Genomic DNA, 20,812 nt, shown 5'->3' with positions numbered 1-20,812 from the left:
GGTCGCTTTGACAGGAGGTCGACCATGAAACGCAGGGATTTTCTAAGAACAACAAGTGTTTTGGCCGGTGCATCGGCGTTCGGAGCAGGTATTTCTGTCTTTCCGGGCACCGCCCGGGCCGAGCCCAAATCGGGTGGTACGCTGATCTGGGGCCACTCGGAAACGACGCAGAATCTGGACATGCACCAGACCGGCACGGCGTCAACCGGACGGCTGATGCAAAACGTGCATGACGCCATCGTCACGATAGATGAAAACTTTCAGGTTATCCCCAGTCTGGCCGAACGGTTCGAGCAATCGGATGACGGGCTGATCTACACCTTCCATCTGCGGCAAGGCGTGAAATTCCACGACGGGTCCGACATGACATCTGCAGATGTGAAGTATTCCTTCGATCGCTGCCGCAATCCGGACACCGGTGCGGTGAATTTCGAGGTCTTCAATGATGTTGAAAGCATCGAGACGCCCGACGACTACACCGTTGTTGTGACCATGAAACAGGTGAACGCGCCCTTCCTGTCACGGCTGGCTGAAAACGGCGCAGGCGTGGTGATGCCCGAAGGATCGGGCGAGGTGCAGGGCACGCAACCCGTCGGATGCGGCCCGTTCAAGTTTGTCCGTCGCGAGTTCGGCAATGAGGTCGAACTGGTGCGTTTTGACGACTATTGGGACGGTGCCCCTTATCTGGACGGGGTCCTGTCTCGGGAAGTGACCGAACCTACCGTGCGCCTGACCGGCCTGGAAACAGGCGAATTCCATCTGATCAACGACATCCCGCTGGATCGTGTTGAGGTGTTGAAAGGCAACTCTGACCTGCAGATTCTGACGTGGTTCCCGCTCAGCTGGGCGTTCCTGAACATGAACCATGACAAACCGCCTTTCGACAATCCGAAGGTGCGGCAGGCACTGGACTACATGATCGACAAGGAAACGCTGGTCGAGGGCGCGCTGTGGGGGCAGGGGGTTGTGACCGGCTCGCCCAGTTTCCCGTCATCGCCCACCCATAACGCTGACCTCAAGGCGCGCCCGCAGGACTTTGAGAAAGCCAAGGCGCTTTTGGCCGAGGCCGGGTTTGCGCCGGGCGAGCTGGAATTCGTCTTCAAGGTCACCACGAACTATCCGTGGCACGTTGAGGCCACGCAGATCCTTGTGGAATGGTTCCGCATGGGTGGCGCGAATGCGACGATTGAACAGCTCAGCTGGTCCGACTGGCTCAGCCAGTGCTGGGTGGATCGGGATTACGAGGTGACGATGATGAACTTCTTCACCCTGTGGGAGCCTGATTTCCTTTATTACTCGCTGTGGAATTCCGAAGGCGCGTTCAACTATCGCCAGATCAGCGACCCCAAACTGGATGAGATGACAGCCGCCGCGCGCCGCGTCGTCGATCCGAATGAGCGGGCGCAGATTTACAAGGACATCCAGCAACGCGTGCAGGACGAAACCCATGACGTTGTACTGTGGTTCCGCAACGGCACGGTTGGTGCGCGTCAGGGTGTCGGTGGGCTGGACAAGTTGGTGCACCCCAACGGATCGAACCTGCAGTTCAAGAATATCTGGCTGGAAGGGTGATCCGGCCAGACCCAAACCAGTGACGGCAATCCGTAGATGAACTATCTCGTCCGACGCGTGGCGCTTTTGATCCTGACGCTGTTCCTGATCTCGATCGCCACGTTTGTCATCACCAACATCCTTCCCGGGGATGTTGCCACCATGATTATGGGCACCCAGTCCAACCCCGAAGCCCTTGCCGGGCTTCGGGAGTCGCTGGGGCTGAATGATCCCTTGATCGTGCAATATGGGCGCTGGATCGGGGGCATCTTGCAGGGGGATTGGGGCGTATCGTTGCGCTATAAAGAGCCAATAGGCCCCCTGATCGGACAAAAGATCGTCGCCAGTTCGCTGATCGTTGTGATGTCTTTGTCTATCGCCATCATCTGCGCGATCCCTCTGGGCGTCTGGAGCGCTATCAACCGCGACCGCTGGCAGGACGCGACCGGGTCCGGCCTTGCGCTGGCGGGCATATCGCTGCCCGACTTCTTCTGGGGCATCGTGCTGATCCTAGTCTTTGCCAAATGGCTGGGCTGGTTGCCCTCATCGGGCTATGCCTCCCCGGCCGAGGATTTCTGGCTGGCCGTTCAACACGCGCTTTTGCCATCAATCGCGCTCGGCCTGTCGCTGATGGCGCAACTGACCCGCATGACACGCTCGACGATGCTTGAGGTGCTTAGTCAGGATTTCATCCGCGTCTGCCGCGCCAAGGGACTGGCCGAGGGTTCGGTGATCTTTCGCCATGCCTTGCGCAATTCAATTGCACCGGTGCTGACGGTCGCGGGCCTGCAATTGGGTTATCTGTTCGGGTCTATCATCGTGATCGAGACACTGTTCAATTTCACCGGCATGGGCTGGCTGACCTATCAGGCGCTGGTCAATCGGGACATCCCGCTGATCCAGTCCAGCGTCTTTGTCATTGCCGCCGTCGTGATGCTGACCAATCTTGTGGTCGATATCCTCTACAAGGTCCTCGATCCAAGGGTGGAGCTGAGCTGAATGCGCGCGCTATTGACCCTGAAAGGCATGATTGGCCTGACCCTTGTCGGGATTTTCGTTCTGATGGCGATCCTGTCGCCGGTCTTTATCCCCGAGGAATTGACCACCGGCATCAATGTGCGCGCACGATTGAAACCCCCGTCACCCGAGCACCTGCTGGGCACCGATCAGTTGGGGCGAGAGCTGTTGTGGCGCGTGCTTCTCGGGGCCTCTACCTCGCTGCTGATCGCCGTGACGTCGGTCGGGTTGTCGATTCTGGTCGGTCTGCCTTTGGGCATTATCTCGGGCTATTATGGTGGCTGGACCGACAATATCCTGATGCGGATTGTCGATACGTTCCTGAGTTTTCCTGCCCTTCTGCTGGCCCTGACCATCGCCGCTGTTCTGGGCCCGAACCTGCAGAACACCATTCTGGCCATCGGGATCGCGTTTACCCCCTATCTGGCGCGGATCGTGCGCGGAGAGGTGCTGCGCGTCTCGGGCCTGCCGTTCATCGAAGCAGCGCGCAGTCAGGGGGCGACCAACTGGCGGATCATCCGCTTGCATGTCCTGCCCAACATCCTGCCGCCGGTGATCGTGCAGGCCACGATCTCAATCGCCTTTGCGATCCTGGCCGAGGCCGGTCTGTCTTTTCTGGGTCTTGGCACCCAACCGCCAACGCCGTCATGGGGGCTGATGATCCAGGCCTCGCGCGATTATCTGGATCTGGCCCCCTGGACCGCTTTGGTGCCCGGGTTGGCCATCGCATTGACCGTTCTGGGGTTGAACATGCTGGGGGACGTGCTGCGCGACGTTCTGGATCCTACGACGGTTTCCGAGACATAGGAGAATGGGAGGTCAATCATCGACGTTTAACTGCTCGATATTGTGACTTAGGTCTGCCCACGATCGATAATGCTCCGTGCTTTTTTATTTGACGGTAGTTGCTTAAACGGTTTTTCGGTTTCCGCTGCACAAGATTTGACGCGTGTCCGGTACACAAACCTGATCTGGTAAACTTACCTTTCGTCCCAATGACGGCAAATGATTCTGGGAAGTGATAAAAGACAAAGGGATATGCGCCTGCAAACCCTGCTATAAGCAACGCAATACGCCGGTCAAATTCAACAAGCGCACATATAAACGCGAAAGCCGGATCGAGATTGTTTTAGGCAGTCTCAAGGACTGAAGGCCCGTCGCCGAGTTTCCTATATGTTTGGAGATTGTGATTTTGAGCAGGAGAAAAACATGTCGGAACAGCTAACGGTCGTCGCGCATATCCGGGCCATTGACGGTCAGATTGAAGAAACCAGATCCATCCTGATGGGTCTGTTAGAACCGACCCGTCAGGAACCGGGGTGTATTGAATATTGGCTGCATCAGGACAACGAGGATCCGGCCGAGTTTATGTATTATGAAAACTGGGCAAACCGCGCGGAGTGGGAAAAGCACAACGCTTCGCCGCATCTTGAGGCGCTGTCCGATGCCAGAGACACCGTATTCGAGCTTCGCAAACTGCACCTCATGTCGATGATCTCAACCGCCGACTCCGCCAGATGATCTGCTAATCCGGCGCTTTGATTGTGTCTGGAAGGATCGCAGAAACTCGTATTGAAACCTTTCAATTAATATTGAAACGTTTTAAAATGCGATTCTCTTAGGGAAGGGACTGATGAAGAATCCGACGATTGTCGATATTGCGCGCCATGCCTCTGTTTCGGTTGGCACAGCCTCGAACGTGTTGAACCGGCGCCCGGTGGTTTCACAGACGCTTGTTGAACGGGTCGAAGCCGCTGCAGCCGAACTTGGCTATAACCGCAATACGCTGGCCGCCAGCCTGCGCAGCAGCCGAACCGGCGTTATTGCCTTTGTGGTGCCCAACATCGAAAACGCGTTCTTTTCCGAAGTGCTGCAGGAAATCGAAAACCTTGCATTGGACAGCGAGAAAAGCGTCATGTTCATGACCACCGGCGAAGACGAAGCGCGCGCACGGCGGCATCTGCAGGCGATCATTTCGCGGCGTGTGGACGGGTTGATTATCGTACCGGCCTTCGACTATCAGCCTGCCCTGACCGAGCTTGAGCGTTATGGCATTCCCATCGTCGTTGCGGACCGGATTTCACAGAAAAACCCGTTCCCGTCCGTTTCGGTTGATCACTATGGCGCCGGTTATCTTGCCGGTCGGCATCTCTTGGACATCGGCGCGCAGGATATTGTCTATTTCGGACATGCGCGTCCTGATTTCTGGATCCTGAACCAGCGCGAGGAAGGTTTCCATGCTGCTCTAGCCGATCAGTCCGCGACTGTGACGGTCAGAACGTTCAATCTCTCGCTGGATGTGTCCGAAGGAAAAGAGCAGGCGCTGGCCGCGTTGAACACGCTGGCGCAACCGCCGCAAGCGATTTTTGCGGCCTCGAACCTTGCTTCTAAAAGTGTGCTGCCAACGCTGCAAACAAAGGGTTGGACAATACCGGATGATCTTCGCTTTTTGGCGATGGATGACTTCGAGGCTCTGACGATGATGCAGCCCAGTATTTCGGTCGTCAGTCAGCCTGCGGCACAGATTGCAGGTCAGGCCTGGCAAAAGCTCATGTCAATGATCGACGGAGAGGATGCAGGCGAAAACGCGCTCTTGCCGCCGAAACTGATTGTACGAGGATCTACGCCTGCCATCGAGGCGGACGCACGGAAATGACCGCTCTGACACAACACCTGCCCGAGAGCCTACGCCCCAGCACGCGGCAACTGATTGTCGCCGGGCTGGTTCTGGCCGTTTTTGTCGCGTTGACGTTTCTGTCTCCGAACTTCTTATCCAAAAACAACCTTCTGAACATCCTGAGCCAAACCGCTATCCTGTCTTGCCTTGCGGCAGGCATGGCCGTGGTACTGATCGGCGGCGGGATTGACCTTTCCCTGCCTTTCAACGCGGCGCTCAGCGCGGTGCTCGGGGCGATGTATATGCGCGCGACCGGTGATCCGATCGGTGGCATGGCGATCATGATCCTCAGCGGTATAGGAATTGGTGCCTTCAACGGTCTGGCTGTCGGCGTGCTGGGTATGATCCCGTTCGTGGTCACTTTGGCGATGATGACCGTCACAAACGGCGTTGCGGTCTGGCTGACCAATTCGCTGAGCATTTCGCAAATTCCGGATGCATTCGTTGACCCGTTCTTTACCCGGTATGCGGGGTTGCCGCTGAATGTGCATATCGCAATCGTCGTATCGCTGGTCGCCGCCTTTGTGATCGGGCGCACGATCTTTGGCAGTCGTCTCTATGCGGTTGGCATCAATACCGATGCGGCGCGGGTGGCGGGGATCAATGTAGGCCGTGTCCTGATGCTCAGCTACGTGATGGCGGGTGTCCTGGCGGGCATCGCGGCGATCATGATGACAGGGCGGCTGGCCTCGGCCTCGGCAAATCTGGCCAGCCCGATCTTGGTGCTGGATGTCATCAGCGCCTGTATCGTCGGCGGCATCAGTATCTATGGCGGGCAGGGCCGTGTCCTGGGGGCCGTCTTCGGCGCGTTTTTCATGACGCTTCTGAACAATGTTCTGAACGCCTTGGAGGTGTCGCTGTTTGTGAACCAAATTGCGCGCGGAGGCATCATCGTAGCCTTCATCGCATTCGATCAGATGGCGGCGAGGGCCAGGGCATGACCGGGACAACACCCACACTTGCAGTGCACGGCATCGGCAAGCGTTTTCCCGGCGTCATCGCGCTGGATCATGTGGATTTTCACGTCAATCAGGGGGAATGCGTCGCCTTGATGGGGGCAAACGGCGCGGGAAAATCAACGCTGATGAACATCCTTGGTGGGGTATTCGCACCCACAGATGGGCAAATCCTGCTGGACGGCCGGCAGGTTCAATTCGCGTCGCCTGCGGCCTCAATCCAGCACGGCATTGCCTTTGTCTCGCAAGAGTTGAACTCGCTGCCCACGATGAGCGTGGCCGAGAACATCTTTGCCGACGGGATGCCTTTGAAGACCTTCGGTCTGGTGGATTTCGCGGCGGCCGAGGCGCAGGCGGCAAAACTGCTGGCACCTCTGGGCTTTACCGGTGATCCGCGCACGCCGATGTCCCGGCTCAGCACCGGCGACCGGCAATTGGTCGAGATCGCCCGCGCCTTGCATCGAAACCCCCGTGTGTTGATCTTTGACGAACCCACGTCCTCGCTGTCGCGCAGCGAGCGGGAACGGCTGTTCGATGTGGTTCAGACGATCCGCAAAGACGGGGTCGCCGTGATCTACATCACGCATTTCATGGAAGAGATTTTTCGTGTCTGCGACCGGGTCTGCGTGTTGCGAAACGGGCGTACGGTTTACGAATCTGCCATCGCTGACACCAATCAGGCCGAAATCGTCCTGCAGATGATGGGCGAAGTGGGCAACGAGGATCGCATCACCCCGTTTGACCGGGCGTTTTCCGCCCCCCGGCTGACCGTTCGGGCGCTCGGACGGGGTCATGTCCTGAATGACATCCGCTTTGAGTTGAAAGCCGGTGAGATTCTGGGGCTTTGGGGCCTGCTCGGGTCGGGCCGGACCGAAGTGCTACGCGGCATGACCGGGCTGGACAGTTGGGACATGGCAGACATGCAGTGGCACAATGAGGATGGCAGCGTCGATGACATATCGCCCACCGGCCTGCGCCGCCGCGTCGGCTTTGTGACCGAGGACCGCCGGGGCGAAGGCCTGTTGCTGCCCCGCGATGTGGCGGACAACGTGGCTTTACCGAACCTTCCTTCCATCAGCACGTCAACGGGCATCGTCAGCCGGGCCCGCCGCAATGCGCTGGCCCGCATGATGGTGGACCGGCTGAGCATTGTGGTGAACGGCATTTCACAACGCGTCGGGACGCTGAGCGGGGGCAATCAGCAGAAGGTGGTCTTTGCCCGCTGGCTGGCGCAAAACCCTGCGGTTTTTCTGCTGGATGAACCGACGCGCGGGCTGGACGTCAACGCGAAGACCGAAATCCTGCACCTGATTTACGAGCTGTCCGAGAAGGGCACGTCGGTTCTGATCGTCAGCTCGGAATTGGAAGAGCTGATGCGCGTCTGTGACCGGTACCTTGTGATATCACAGGGCCGTATCACCCATGAATTGCCGGGAACAACGAATCGGGCAACCTTGCTTGAAGCCGTGTCCGACACCCACGAGCCAGCGGAGGCGCGTCATGTCGTCAATGGCTGATCCCGTATCGCAGTCCTCCCTGAGCCGGGTCGTCCGCAATCAGGGCTTCGTGCTGGTTCTGATCGCCATCTATTGTGGCTTCTCGATCATGGCCCCCAGCTTTTTCGGGCTGTCGAACTTCGCCGGGATCCTGAACGCCATCGCGCCCAACCTGATTATTGCCGCTGGCATGGCCTTTGTCGTGATCGGCGGACAGCTGGATATCTCGGTCGGGTCCACCGCTTATGTCGCGTCCGCCATCGTTGCGATCACCACCAGCCAGTACGGGCTGTCTCTGACCGCCGGAGTGCTGCTGGCGGTTGGGGCAGGTGTGTGTCTTGGCATCGTGAATGCGCTGATCGTCGTGGGGCTGAGGGTCAATGCGCTGGTGGCCACTCTGGGCACCATGATTTCATTCCGCGGCATTGGCCTGCTGATGACAGATGGCGGACTGGTCAACCTGACGGCCCAGACGCGCGAGGTCGGTCAGGCCAGCATCTCGCTGCCGGTGCCCGGCGCGCCGGATGGGGTTCTGATTTACCTCACGACGCTGCTGGCCATCGTCGTTCTGGTTCTGGTGCACCTGCTGCATCAGCGAACAAATTTCGGGCGGCAGATCACCGCAATCGGCAACAGCGATGAAACCGCGCGCCGCTTGGGTATTCCCGTCGCAAAACGCCTGTTCGCCGCGTTTGTTCTGTCCGGCTTTCTCGGTGCGCTGGGGGGTGTCGTGTTTACGATGAAGGTCGGCGTCAATACCGCAAAGATCGGTGAAGGGATGGAGTTCATTGCCATCGCCATCATCGTCATCGGCGGCGTCAGCCTGTTTGGCGGGCGCGGCCATATCCTGCGCGCCGTGTTTCTTGGGGCCCTTGCGTTTCAGATGATCCGCAGCGGGCTGCAACATTCCGATGCCTCACCTTATTCGTTCCGCCTGGTCGAAGGGGTCATCATCTTTTTGGCCATGTATGTGGACGCTTTGAAGCGAAACGACTGATCTGCAGGAATTAAACAGCAACTGTAAACTAAAGTGGAGGAAAAAATGAAACGTTTCAAACTAGCATCACTGGTTGGGGTTCTGGCCGCTGTTGGTCTGGCTGCGCCGCTGGCGGCCGAGTCCTACACCATCGGTTTGTCTTGGGATGCCCGCGAAAGCGCGCTGAACCAGGCGTGGGAGGACTATATGAAGGCCGAAACGGCCCGTATCAGCGAAACCGAAGGTGTCGAGTTCGAGTGGGTGGTCAACATGGCCAACAATGACAGCTCGCGTCAGGCCGCCAACATCGAGGACCTCATCAACCGCGATGTCGACATCATCATCTCGCGCGCCTTGGATGCCGCTGCCATCGGCAGTTCAATCCGTCGGGCCGAGGCGGCCGGAACGCCCTTTGTCACCTTTGACCGCGCATCCTCGGGCCGTCAACCGACAGCCCATGCGGGCGGCGACAGCGGGTATCAGGCGCGCGTTGCGGCAGCCGAGCTGATTAGAATATTCGAAGAAAAAGACGTGCATGGCAAATGCATCGAAGTTCTGGGCTCGCTTGCCGATATCAACGCCATCAACCGCAGAGACGAATTCGCAGCCGCAGCGGCTGGCAGCGACCGGCTGGAAATCGTGGCGCAAATCCCGTCGGAATGGGACCCGAACAAGGTACTTGCGGGTTTGAATGACGCTCTGCCCGCACATCCCGAAGCGAACTGTCTGCTGCTGGCAAGTGACTGGGCGATCACCTCGGTTCAGGCCGCTTTGGAAGCCGTGGACAAATGGTACCCGACCGGCCACGAGAAACACATGTGGATCGCGTCGAATGACCTGCTGACGGCTGCGGTTGGTGCCATGGAAGAAGGCTATATCGACGCTGCTGTCACCTGGGATGCCGAAGCCCATGCCAAAGAGGCTGTGCGCGTGATGATGGCTATTCTGCGCGATCAGGATCCCGGTTGTAGTGAATCCGGCTGCCTTGCCAAGGGCACGCTGGCGACACCTGAAAATGTGGCTGACATGCAGGACTACTGGGCCAGGAACTACTAAATTAAGACCTTTCCGGGCGGTCATAAGTCCGCCCGGTTCGCAATTTTATCGGAGAGTTCAATGCAGCATTTGGCAGGAAAAGTTGCCCTTATCACCGGGGCAAGCTCGGGGATCGGTCGCGAAATCGCACGCCACCTGGCCAGTTTGGGATGCCGGCTGGTTTTGTCCGGCAGGGACCTGACCCGGCTCGAGGCGATCAGGGACGAGGTTCAGACCGATGCCGTGATCGCCACTGCTGATCTGCAGGATTCGAAGGATGTACAGACCCTTGGCACCCGGGCTACCGAAGCCTTTGGCCAGCTGGACATCCTGATCGCCAATGCCGGGATATTCGACAACCGGCCCTTCGTCGAGATGTCGGCAGAAGAAATCACACGGATGGTGACGGTCAACCTGAGTTCGATCATGGTACTGACCGGTTCGGTTCTGCCGCATATGCAGGCGCGCAAAACCGGCGAAATTCTGATGATCGGCTCGATCGCAGGGTCGGCCGACATGCGGGATGAGGCGGTCTATTCAGCAACAAAGCATGGGCTGCGCGCATTTACGGGCTCGCTCCGGCGGCAAGTGGCCGGGGACGGTATTCGCGTCCAATCCGTATCTCCCGGAACGGTTGCGACCGAGTTGTGGGGAACACCTGACCCGGACCGCATCGCCCAACAGGTGGCCCAAGGCGAAACGCTGACACCGCAGGACATCGCCAATCTGGTCGGATTTTCGTTGCGGCAACCTGCGAATGTCTCGGTGCGCGAGATGATCGTACTGCCGCATGCGCAGGATATCTGAGCATCCGGGCGGACCATCAAGCCGCCCCGAAACAGCGCTTTGAAGGAGAATTTGGCCATGGCCAGCCCCCAAAATCCGAATTTTGCAACTTATCCCAGCCTTGCCGGCAAAACCGTCTTTGTAACCGGCGGCGCCTCGGGCATCGGCGCCGAGATCGTCGCCGGGTTCGCGGCACAAGACTGCCGGGTCGGCTTTGTCGATATGGACGAACAGGCCAGCGTCGATGTGGTCAGGACCATTGGCGGCGAGGTCCAGTATGAAACCTGCGATCTGCGCGACATTGACGCCCTGCGTGACCGTTTTGTCAAGCTGGCCGGCAAGATCGGCCCCGCGCAGGTTCTGGTGAACAACGCTGCCCGCGACGACCGGCACGACTGGACCGATGTTACCCCCGACTATTGGGATGACCGCACGAACACCAACCTGCGCCATATGTTTTTCGCCATTCAGGCGGTCGCCCCTGGCATGATCGAGGCAGGCGGTGGCGCGATTATCAATATGGGGTCAAATTCCTGGTGGGAAGCTGGCGGAGGTTTTCCGGCCTACGCAACTGCCAAAGCCGCCGTACACGGTCTGACCCGAACAATGGCTCGCGATCTGGGTCAGCACCGCATTCGCGTCAACACAGTGGTTCCGGGCTGGATCATGACCGAACGGCAAAAGACGCTATGGGCAACGCCGGATGCGCTGGAAAGCCACCGGACGCGCCAGTGCCTGCCCGATCTGATCGATCCGGTCTATGTGGCGCGCATGGTGGTGTTTCTTGCGTCCGATGATGCAGCAATGTGCTCAGCCAACAATTACATGGTCGAGGCCGGGTCTATCTGAACAATATGGGATGAAAATCATGTCACTTTCCAAGATATCACTCCCCGAATTTACGGGCGCGGGGATTCTGATTACGGGCGCGTCCACCGGCATCGGTGCCCAGCTGGCGCGAGCATTCGCGCAGCAAGGTGCAAAGGTCGGGCTGCACTACAATTCTTCGAAAGACGCCGCCGAAGCTCTGGCCGCCGAAATCCGCGCGGCGGGCGGCACGGTGGAGCTGGTGCGGGCCGATGCCAGCAACCCGCAAGCGCTGGGTGCCGCAGTCACGGATGTGGCCGAGCGGTTGGGCGGGCTGCGCGGTCTTATCAACAACGCAGGCGGAATGGTGCGCCGTATCCCCTACGAAGAGGTCACGGACAAGGACTATGACGAGATTATGGATCTGAATGCCCGCTCGATCCTTATTGCGTCCAAAGCCGCGCTGCCGTTTCTCAGGAAAAGTGGTGGTTTCGTCATCAACACCACATCCATCGCCGCGCGAAACGGGGCGAGCGGCGGCGCAGGTCTGTATGGCTCGTCCAAATCCTTTGTGTCGAACGTGACGCGCGGAATGGCGAAGGAATGGATCGGTTACGGAATCCGCGTGAACGCGGTTGCACCCGGCGTGATCACGACCCCTTTCCACGAGCGATATTCAACACAGGCGCAATTGGATGCCATGCTGGCGACAATCCCCCAAGGTCGGCTTGGCGTAGCCTCGGATTGCGTCGGGGCCTATCTGTTTCTCGCCTCGGATGTGCTTGCCGGATACGTCATCGGGCAAACGATCGAAGTGAATGGCGGCCAGCTTATGCCGTAAGGGTGTGCTTCGATGTGACAGGCTCGGCCGCTATATGACCGCACCGGCTGGCTCGGGGACGAATTCAAAATCGCCAACCCCAGCTCTTCGGATTTGCTGGGGCGACCCGAGGCAATATCGATGACATGGCGAAAATCTCCTGGCCTTGGGCCTCATAAAGGGTGTTGGAGGCCTAAATCGCTGAGAACAAACGCCGGAATCGGCAGGATCGCCGAGCCAGACCTAAAAGTTTGCGACATGTGTAGACGCCCAAACGCAAGAGGTAATCTTGACCGTATCTGCATCGGTTCGGGTGATGACATGTGTTTGGCCTGTTGTGCGGCCTTTGTACAAGCCGCGGGCCCGTATGGTTTTAGCCGATCCGGTCCAATTCAAAACCACGTGCTCGCAGCAATGTTTCGCAAGCTGGTTTTCCCGATCCGGTCTTACAATCCTGATGCCATACCGTCCATTGTCCTCTTCCGTTTCCTCTGTCTCGCGGCAGCAGACGTATTACGCGTTGCGGACCGGCACCTGCCGTTACCGCCAATCTCACCCGTGCCATCCGGCCTGCCTCGCTTGCGCTACGCAGAGGCGCCGCTCAGCAGGCCCAAACCGCAACCTGATTACGATAAAGAAACAGGAGCGCATTGCACATCCAAACGGTCCAGATAAAGGAACCGGGCCGATCTTAATCACTACGTAGGTGGATCAATAGAACCCTCGCAAATACGCTTTTTAACTATCTTGGAAATAAAAGCGTCAAGACGATCCGTGCTGCCCAGCCTTCGGGACCAGCTTCAGGCCCGTCTGCCCAATAGCGGACACCACCCCCCACGCTGACAAGCTGGTCGCCAAAATTTGTAACTTTCGTCGCAACGGCGTTGAAAGGAACCGACCATTGCTCTGCCTCCCAGTCGTAGGTTGATTCACTGTTCAGTGTGAAGGTCCATGCATTCGAAGTCGTGTAGGACAGGAATGGCTGCAGAAAAGTCTGGTTGATATCGGTATCGCCACCTATGTCCCAGATGTGGTTGGTCAATCCGCCATATGTCCACGGGCCGTTCTGAGTGAGGGCCACCGCTGTCAGACCCGTGCCCCATTCCCCTGCGCCCAGCCGATCATCTGTCGATGTCGGCAGCAGGAATACAGGGCCTGCCCCCCAGATCCATCCCCCTGCGGTCGGCTGCTTTGGCGAGATAAAGAAGCTCTGGACGGTATCGCCCAAACCAGTTTCACGGCTTGCACCAGAGGGAATGCCATCGGAGGACACAACGGGCAGAATTGTGCGAGAGATCAGATTCAGATCATCGGTCAGGTCAAACGGGATCACGGGCTGAATGTTCAATATCCAGCGGGACCCGTTGTCGTCCGATCCGAGATCCTCATCGTAATTCAATTGAAACGGGACACTTATCAAGGCTGCTACCGGATTCGCCAATTGCTTTGCAAGGTCTTCGTCAGACTGTGCCAGCGCTGCACGCACCCCGAAGATGAGCAGACAAACCGAAAATCCCAGTGTTAGTTTGCGAAACAAATCTGGTCCTCCTACAGGGGAACTTGATTAAAAGGGTCAATCGGTTGACCGCGGTTCTTACGGTCTTGAAAACCGGTCACTGATATCGCCCCGCCTTCGGGGTTGGTATGCTTGATTTAGCGTTTATGCCGCGACGCGTTGACGCCTGAGACTTCGCCAGTACGGGTTTGAGTGTTCGGGAAAAGGCGGCCTCAAAACCCGCATCGCGTTGTATCAGGTCCCTTGCATATCTGGCTGTTATCCTTCGTGTCTCGGAGGGTCCGTGCAAGCGCTGCATAACCAGGGCAAGAGCAATTGCGTCGCGCGACTTTTCACTCAAACGGGCGTCGGTTGAAATCGCCCTGTCCAGCGCCGCCAACCCCTGCGCGCTGTCCCTTTCAAGGATTGCAGTCACGTAGGCACCGATTATCTTGTCCTGACGTCGGGCGAGCGCGCGTTTCAGGTTCTGATAAAGATACCGGCGCGCCTCTTCGTCCCCGCTCAGCCCAAGGAGCAGGACGCTGATGGCCTCAAGCCCATAGGCGCCGGGATGCGCGATATCCGCGATCAATTTCGCGGTATCAGGTTGAACGTCAAGGGATTGCAGAACGGCATAGGGGGCCTGGTCAAGCTCGCTCAGGGCAAGGGTTCGGACCCACCGGTCATCATGGACAAGCAGCGAGGCGAAGTACCCGAACCGATCTGCGTTGTGGTTTTCCCAATGGTTCAGATTCTTGAAGATTTCGTCAAAAACCTCGGCTCTTGCGTCGTCGATATAAGAGAGTTTGGACCACTGGCCCGTCGTCTTCTCCAGTGCGAACAAAACTCTGTCGCTGGTGTTAAGCGCAAGTTTCCGGCGCGTCGAACTATCGATCAAAAAGGGAATGGCCACGCCACCATCATCCCCTCGAATTGTATCAATCGGGCGATACCGGAATGGGTCGTCGGGATCGGCAATGGCCAGCACGACGGCTTTGCTTTCTACAAGCGCTGATACCACACTGCTGCGAGGCTCGACCCTGTGAAAACCGCAAGCATTCGCAAGAACGGGGCAAAAGACGATGGCTGCGGAGACCAATATGCAGATTTTTCGAGCGCGTATCATTTCATCCCTCCTTTTATCTCTTTCGCAAAGACCCCATGCGTATTTTCCCGCAGTCGGAACAGCCGAAAATACCGGCTGGGTTGAGCTGCGAATACCGGGCTTGCTGGCTATGATAACACGGCCTGAACGCAGTTTGGTGAGACGGAAACCCGTTCGGTTTCTGCGTCATGTGTATCAGAAAGACATGATCCTTTCGACAAACCAGAAGGTTGCAACTGAACCGATACCGTAACTGATGCCGGTGGCGGTAATATTTCGGGGTGTGCGCCATTGCGCAGCCCAACGTGGGAGAGCAAAACGCAGGCAGAGCGCAATCAGCAGAACCACGCCGACAAAGGCAAGCTGCCCGGCTTCGACACCCAGATTGAAGGCCAGAAGCGCGGTGATCAGGTCCTGTTCCGGCAACCCGATCTCGCGCAGGGCACCGGCAAAGCCCAACCCGTGCAGCAGACCAAAGGCAAAGGCAATCAGCCAGGGAAAGCGTTCAGACAGGCGTTCGGTGCCTTCATGCGTTTTCAGCGCTTCGACAGCCAGGAACACGATGGACAGAGCGATGATTGCCTCAACCGGCGGGCCGGGGACCGAGATATGCCCCAGAGCCGCCAGCGCCAACGTGATGGAATGCGCCACTGTAAACGCGGTGATCGCGCCGACCAGACGCCAGACATCCCGGATCAGCACCAGCAGCGCGAACACAAAAAGCAGGTGATCCCAGCCTTCGAGGATATGTTCGAAACCCAAGCCCAGATAGCCGCTGAAGATGCCCAAAGTGCTGGCTTGCGCAGGCACCAGGTGCCCGGGTTGATCGGGTGTCAGCCGGGTCGTTTCGGTCTGCCCTGACAATCTCTGGATGCGCAACAGGACATCCGTGCGCTGAGCAGACAGGCCATCCGCGACCACCCGCCCACCCGCCAGACCTTCGGGACAGCTCGAGACCCAGGCGGATATCCAGGCGGACCCGTCAAAGGCGGGCTCTGGCCCGGTCATGGGCGTGCAGTTTGACGGGAGTTGCAACTCGATTGCCATCGGACGGCCCACGACATCGGGCTTGCGCCAGAACACCTGCCATGTGTCTGGCGTCAACTGGCGGATATCGGCGAAACCGGGCTCTAGCGCGTGTGTCAGGGCGGGGCTGCCTGGTAGGATCAGCAAGAGGACCAGCAGGAGGCGCTTCATTGTTGCTCCAGCCTTTCGGCAATTTCTTCGGCTGAGGGTGTGATGATGTCGTATTCGGCCTTCAGCGCGTCAAACTGTGCCTCGGACAGGTCGGATGTCAGGCTGCGCCGCCAGTCGAACAGAACCTCTTCGCGGATATCCTCATACGCGGGCAGCAAAGCGGGTTCGCGCGCCTCGATCCGGACAAGGTGAAAGCCGAAACCCGAAGGGATGGGGCCAAACCACTCGCCCTCGGGCAAATTATTCAACCGGGCATAAAACCCACGTCCCAACTGCGCGTCGACCTGTTGTTCGGTGCTGAGCGGCAGGGCCGTCGGCAACAAGCGGGTGGCGGCGAATTGTGCCGGGTCTGCGCCGCCTTTCACAGCCGCAAGTATATCGGCGGTTTTTGCGGGTTCCTGTTCGGGGCCCAGTCCGATCTGCTGAAAAGCAACGCGCCCGGGTTGCATGAACCGGTCGCTGTGTTCATTCAGATATCCTTGCAGGATGGCGTCATCCGGCTCTGCCGCCTGCGCCAGAGACAGGGTCAGGAACTCCATTTTCTGGGCCAGCCGGTTGCGCACGATGCTGTCGCCGCGATCCAGCCCGAGGGCGCGGGCCTCACGAACCAGAACCTCTTGCCGCAGGAGCGCGTCTTGCAGGGCGGTCAGTTCTTCCTGCGTGGGCAGGCGCTGCCATGTGGAGCGGAACTGGCCGATCAGCCGGTCGATATCCTGCGCGTCGATAATGATCTGGTCGTCGCGTTCCGGCGCAACCGACGACGGGTTCAGGTAGCTGAACCAGCCAAATATCGCCAGACCCAGAAGGAAGAAGTGAAACAGGGGTTCTTTGAAAAGGGACATGCCAGACCACGCTGTAAGTGAAATCGCGGGCGGATATGCAGGTGTCCGCCCGGTGACGGGTTAACCCGGTGTGTACCAGATCGGCGAGGTATAGGCGCGATCCTGTACAGAAACCGGAATGTCGGGCGGCACCTCGACGCCAAACACCTTTGCGTCAATTGTGGTCCAGCGCGGTGTCGGGATTTCGATCACCCGCACATAGTAGAACGCGCTTTGGTCCGGGTCGAAATCCGGGTTTGTCCAATGCGCCTCCAGAACCGGTGCGCCGATTGAGTTGGCATAAGTGGCGGTGTCCGGATCGACCGTATTTCCTATCTCGGCATCGCAGCGATGGACGGTTGTTACGCCGCGATCACCGGCGCAGGCTAAGTCAAAGATCGCCTCGCGCGCCCCGGTTATCGCCTTTTCCATGCGCAGCGGGTCGTTGGTGGGCTCCAGCGCCGAGACCTTGCCGAAGAAGTTGTCTTCGGACGCTGTAGACAGGCCGGTGTGACTGTCGGTCGACCCCAGCATGCCGAATTTGAACGGGTTTTCTCCCAGTTCGCGCTCATATCCCAAACCGCGTTTCAGGGCCTCGCGCGCATATTCGAGGGGCAGCATCTCGGGCGTCTTGAGCTGGGTGCCGAAACTGCCTTTGTCCCAGGTTTCGAAATCGGCAAATTCATCGTCGGGCGACAACAGCGGATGCGCCTCGCCATCGCCTTTGATCTGAGTGACTTCGTAGATCGGCTCCCACCTTTGGCGGCGTAGGGCATAATCAGCGCTGAGCGGGTCGCCTGATAAGGTGACATCGTCGAACATCAGGCCGTTGGACAGGTTGCCGTTATGCGCCAGCGCCAGAACCTGCCCGCCGGTCAAATCCTCATAGGCCTGCAGCCAATCCCACAGCTTTTCAGGGTCTTCGGTGTCATAAGCGGACAGCGGTACCACCTGATCGGCCTTGTCCTTGCCGTCTCGGAAAATGACGTTGCGGTGCAGGTTGTTGCCGGTGGGGGAACTGGTCCATTCAAAACCGATGAAAGTGGTGAACGCGCCGGGCTGATAATGACGCTCGGCAGCTTCGGTTGTTTTGGCCCAATAGTTTTCGACCAGACCGGTATCGGCCATGAGGTCCGGCGCGCCGGGCTCGTTCACTTGGTTGAACCAGATGCCATAGGCTTCGCGCAGCGCATCGATTGTACCGGGCGCGAAGGCTTCGGCGATGGAGCGACTCCATTCGTTGGCTTGCATCACCGGATCGCCCGAGGTCAGCGCCACCGGCAGGCCCAGATTCTCGGCGTGATCTGTGACCACCAGCCAGTCGAGCGGCCTTTGCAGTCGCGCCGGTATTCCAAGCGACGATGTCACGGCCTGCCCTTTGGCAAAGCGATAGGCGTCATCAGGTGACAGGGTGGCAAGAACAAGCCCGGCATCCGCCGAATAGGCAGTGTGCAGGTGGGTGTCGCCGAACAGAACCTGGTTGGGAAAGTCCAGTTCCAGATAGGGCGAATACCCGGCGCTTTCGGGCGGAACCTGCACGGCATGTTGCGCTGCCGCGGATGACGCCACGAGGACAAGCAGGGCAGTATTCAGGGCATACAGGGGACGCATGACAATCTCCGCAATTGACGGTTGGTTTAAGTAAAAGGCTGGCAGTTTTTCAGATGCGTTAACATATCATAATGCATAAAGGTTTAAGCAGACCACATCTGGCGGTAACAATATGTCTGATTGTAGCAAGCCCCCGAAATAATGTGGGTCTGGAATTTTGAAACGGCATGTCCTGCGCCAGTTGCCAGGTCTTTCTGAAGCAGCATTGAAACAGATATTCGGACGCGGTGTCTCATTGCTCCATACAAAGTTCGGTTGATAACATATCATTATATTCGAATTATCGACTTTTCTTTGAACATCACTGAGAGGGCAGATCATTGCGTATCCTGACCGCACTCTTCGTCACCGCGTCGGTTTTTGCCGTAGCGTCTTCCGTTCAGGCTCAGATACTTGACATCAACCCGTCCTCTGACGATCTGACCGCACTGGCTCCCGACTATTCGCCCTATGTGGAGCGAAACGCGCGCGGCGGCGGGTTTGCGGAAAACCTGCTGTGGGGCGATACGCACCTTCACACCAGCCTGTCTGCGGATGCAGGATTGTTCGGCACAACGATTGGCCCGGATGACGCTTATCGCTTTGCGCGCGGCGAGGTCGTGACCACGTCAACCGGCCAAAAAGTCCGGGCGATCCGGCCGCTGGATTTTCGTGTGGTGGCCGATCATGCCGAAAACCTTGGCATTGCCCCCATGCTGGCCGAGGGGAACCGGGCCTTGCTGGAAACCGAATACGGACGGCGGCTGTATGATCTGCTGCAAGACGGCCGCACCCTGGACGCCTATGCGCTGTGGGGTGAGGACGGGGTGGCCGAAGACGTCGATATCATCGGCGACCCCACTATCGACCGCACCGCATGGGACCGGCAGATCGCCTATGCCGAGCAATATTACGATCCGGGCACCTTCATCGCCCTGATCGGGTTTGAATGGACACAAATCGGCACGTTTGATGATCCCGGCAACATCCACCGGGTGGTGATCTTTCGCGACGGCGCGGACGAGGTAAAGCAGGTTTTGCCGTTTTCAGCCTTCAACAGCCCCGATGTCGAGGATCTGTGGGCCTATATGCAGGATTACGAGGATACAACCGGCGGCAATGTGTTGGCCATTCCGCATAACGGCAACCTTTCGAACGGTCACATGTTCTCGCTGACGCGTCAGAACGGTGAGCCCATCGATGCCGACTACGCCGAGGTGCGTATGCGGTGGGAGCCGCTGATCAAAACAACGCAGATCAAGGGAGATAGCGAAGCGCATCCGATGTTGTCTCCGGATGACGAGTACGCCGATTACGGCACTTGGGACAAGGCCGACATCGCCGGGGTCGAGCCCAAGACGCCGGATATGCTGCCCTTTGAATACACTCGGTCGGCCTTGCAGATCGGGTTGCAGCAGGAACAGGAACTCGGCGTGAATCCGTTCCGCATGGGCCAGATCGGTGCCTCGGACAGCCACACATCGGTCGCGACCACGCGGGATGAGAACTATTTCGGCAAGACCGCCGCAGGTGAGCCTAGTATCGACCGCTGGATGCACTATGTCGTTCGGGCGTGTGGCGAGGATGACTCTCTGTCGACCTTTGAGTATGAAACCCTCGCCTCGGGCCTTGCTGGTGTGTGGGCGCGGGAAAACACGCGCGAGGCGATCTTTGACGCGATGGAGGCCAAAGAGGTTTATGCCACCACCGGCACCCGCATCACCGTGCGTTTCCTTGGCGGCTGGGACTATGCTTCCAATGAGGTGTTCCGCCTTGACGCGGTCGAGATCGGATACAGGAAAGGCGTTCCGATGGGCGGTGATCTGCCTGCAACCCCCGATGGCGCGCAGGCCCCAGTCTTTATGGTAGGTGCCTTGAAAGACGCGTGGTCGGGCAATCTGGACCGTATTCAGATCATCAAGGGCTGGGTCGATGCCAATGGTGAGCGGCAGGAAAGGATATATGACGTTGCAGTCTCGGATGATCGCGAGATCGGCGCGGATGGTCGCACCCGCGAACCGGTGGGAAATACGGTGGATGAGGACAGAGCCACCTGGACCAACACAATCGGCGCGCCGGAACTGCCGGCCGTGTGGATTGATCCCGATTTCGACCCCGCTTTGCCCGCGGTTTATTACGCCCGCGTTCTTGAAATCCCGACCCCGACCTGGCAAGCCTATGACGAGGCGCGGTTCGGCTTTGAGATGACAGCGCCGGGTATTCCGCGCAGCCATCAGGAACGGGCCTATACCTCACCCATCTGGTACACACCCGAATAGCAGGCAGAACGCGGCCCCGGCCCCCGGGCTGTATCCCGGACGACCAGCCAAAAGCCGACGCGGCAAAACTCTGCCGAAGGTGGCGGAAACACCGCGGACCCGTTAAAAGGCAAGTGTCGGTCGGATAAATGCGCCGGTTCAGGCAAGGAGGCGTTGTCGCCAAGGGTATCATTGTCGTCGACGTCATCACGCCAGTCATCCACT

General features: G+C 58.5%; 18 protein-coding genes. 13 read left to right on the top strand and 5 right to left on the bottom strand.

Annotated features, from left to right (window positions below):
- Positions 1 to 24: 24 nt before the first annotated feature.
- The 12 genes from ACR0K4_RS19945 to ACR0K4_RS19890 all read left to right on the top strand — a co-directional run bounded on the left by ACR0K4_RS19945 (position 25) and on the right by ACR0K4_RS19890 (position 12,142).
- A complete protein-coding gene (locus tag ACR0K4_RS19945; protein ID WP_480520878.1) occupies positions 25 to 1,572 on the top strand; it encodes an ABC transporter substrate-binding protein in 1,548 nt (515 codons plus the stop codon).
- A 36-nt stretch (positions 1,573 to 1,608) separates the two neighbouring features.
- Positions 1,609 to 2,550, top strand: coding sequence for an ABC transporter permease (locus ACR0K4_RS19940; RefSeq protein ID WP_480855438.1), 942 nt, complete (start codon positions 1,609 to 1,611; stop codon positions 2,548 to 2,550).
- On the top strand, positions 2,551 to 3,375 hold the full coding sequence (locus ACR0K4_RS19935) for an ABC transporter permease (RefSeq protein ID WP_480855437.1): 825 nt from the start codon (positions 2,551 to 2,553) through the stop codon (positions 3,373 to 3,375).
- Positions 3,376 to 3,777: 402 nt separating this feature from the next.
- On the top strand, positions 3,778 to 4,089 hold the full coding sequence (locus tag ACR0K4_RS19930) for a putative quinol monooxygenase (protein ID WP_480520873.1): 312 nt from the start codon (positions 3,778 to 3,780) through the stop codon (positions 4,087 to 4,089).
- Positions 4,090 to 4,201: 112 nt separating this feature from the next.
- Entirely contained in the window at positions 4,202 to 5,224 is a 1,023-nt protein-coding gene (locus ACR0K4_RS19925; protein ID WP_480855436.1) for a LacI family DNA-binding transcriptional regulator, read from the top strand.
- On the top strand, positions 5,221 to 6,186 hold the full coding sequence (locus ACR0K4_RS19920) for an ABC transporter permease (RefSeq protein WP_480855435.1): 966 nt from the start codon (positions 5,221 to 5,223) through the stop codon (positions 6,184 to 6,186). Before ACR0K4_RS19925 ends, ACR0K4_RS19920 begins: the two co-directional genes overlap by 4 nt.
- Entirely contained in the window at positions 6,183 to 7,718 is a 1,536-nt protein-coding gene (locus ACR0K4_RS19915; RefSeq protein WP_480855434.1) for a sugar ABC transporter ATP-binding protein, read from the top strand. Before ACR0K4_RS19920 ends, ACR0K4_RS19915 begins: the two co-directional genes overlap by 4 nt.
- Positions 7,702 to 8,694 carry an ABC transporter permease gene (locus ACR0K4_RS19910; RefSeq protein ID WP_480855433.1) on the top strand — a complete coding sequence of 331 codons (993 nt, stop codon included), beginning with the start codon at positions 7,702 to 7,704 and terminating at the stop codon, positions 8,692 to 8,694. Before ACR0K4_RS19915 ends, ACR0K4_RS19910 begins: the two co-directional genes overlap by 17 nt.
- Positions 8,695 to 8,739: 45 nt before the next feature.
- Positions 8,740 to 9,729 carry a sugar ABC transporter substrate-binding protein gene (locus ACR0K4_RS19905; protein ID WP_480520863.1) on the top strand — a complete coding sequence of 330 codons (990 nt, stop codon included), beginning with the start codon at positions 8,740 to 8,742 and terminating at the stop codon, positions 9,727 to 9,729.
- Positions 9,730 to 9,789: 60 nt separating this feature from the next.
- Positions 9,790 to 10,515 carry an SDR family oxidoreductase gene (locus ACR0K4_RS19900; protein ID WP_480855432.1) on the top strand — a complete coding sequence of 242 codons (726 nt, stop codon included), beginning with the start codon at positions 9,790 to 9,792 and terminating at the stop codon, positions 10,513 to 10,515.
- A gap of 57 nt (positions 10,516 to 10,572) precedes the next feature.
- Positions 10,573 to 11,343, top strand: a complete 771-nt coding sequence (locus tag ACR0K4_RS19895) for an SDR family NAD(P)-dependent oxidoreductase (RefSeq protein ID WP_480520859.1) — start codon at positions 10,573 to 10,575, stop codon at positions 11,341 to 11,343.
- A gap of 19 nt (positions 11,344 to 11,362) precedes the next feature.
- Positions 11,363 to 12,142 carry an SDR family NAD(P)-dependent oxidoreductase gene (locus ACR0K4_RS19890; RefSeq protein WP_480855431.1) on the top strand — a complete coding sequence of 260 codons (780 nt, stop codon included), beginning with the start codon at positions 11,363 to 11,365 and terminating at the stop codon, positions 12,140 to 12,142.
- Between the two features lie 721 nt (positions 12,143 to 12,863).
- Here ACR0K4_RS19890 and ACR0K4_RS19885 read toward each other — a convergent pair.
- From ACR0K4_RS19885 to ACR0K4_RS19865, 5 genes are all read right to left on the bottom strand, one after another.
- Complete coding sequence (locus ACR0K4_RS19885; RefSeq protein ID WP_480855430.1) at positions 12,864 to 13,658, bottom strand: transporter; 795 nt, start codon at positions 13,656 to 13,658, stop codon at positions 12,864 to 12,866.
- A gap of 76 nt (positions 13,659 to 13,734) precedes the next feature.
- A complete protein-coding gene (locus tag ACR0K4_RS19880; protein ID WP_480855429.1) occupies positions 13,735 to 14,742 on the bottom strand; it encodes a hypothetical protein in 1,008 nt (335 codons plus the stop codon).
- Between the two features lie 174 nt (positions 14,743 to 14,916).
- A complete protein-coding gene (locus ACR0K4_RS19875; RefSeq protein WP_480855428.1) occupies positions 14,917 to 15,918 on the bottom strand; it encodes a HupE/UreJ family protein in 1,002 nt (333 codons plus the stop codon).
- Complete coding sequence (locus ACR0K4_RS19870; protein ID WP_480855427.1) at positions 15,915 to 16,760, bottom strand: peptidyl-prolyl cis-trans isomerase; 846 nt, start codon at positions 16,758 to 16,760, stop codon at positions 15,915 to 15,917. Before ACR0K4_RS19870 ends, ACR0K4_RS19875 begins: the two co-directional genes overlap by 4 nt.
- 60 nt (positions 16,761 to 16,820) lie before the next feature.
- The gene (locus ACR0K4_RS19865) at positions 16,821 to 18,350 is read right to left on the bottom strand and encodes a DUF3604 domain-containing protein (RefSeq protein ID WP_480855426.1); all 1,530 of its coding nucleotides are present in this window, start codon (positions 18,348 to 18,350) and stop codon (positions 16,821 to 16,823) included.
- Positions 18,351 to 18,670: 320 nt separating this feature from the next.
- On the opposite strand from ACR0K4_RS19865, the gene ACR0K4_RS19860 reads away from it, so the two are divergent.
- Complete coding sequence (locus ACR0K4_RS19860; protein ID WP_480855425.1) at positions 18,671 to 20,608, top strand: DUF3604 domain-containing protein; 1,938 nt, start codon at positions 18,671 to 18,673, stop codon at positions 20,606 to 20,608.
- The last annotated feature ends 204 nt before the right edge of the window (positions 20,609 to 20,812 follow it).

Source organism: Ruegeria sp. K11, from assembly GCF_056531905.1.
Note: the sequence above shows the minus strand (reverse complement) of the source record. Positions and strands in the feature narration are given on the sequence as shown.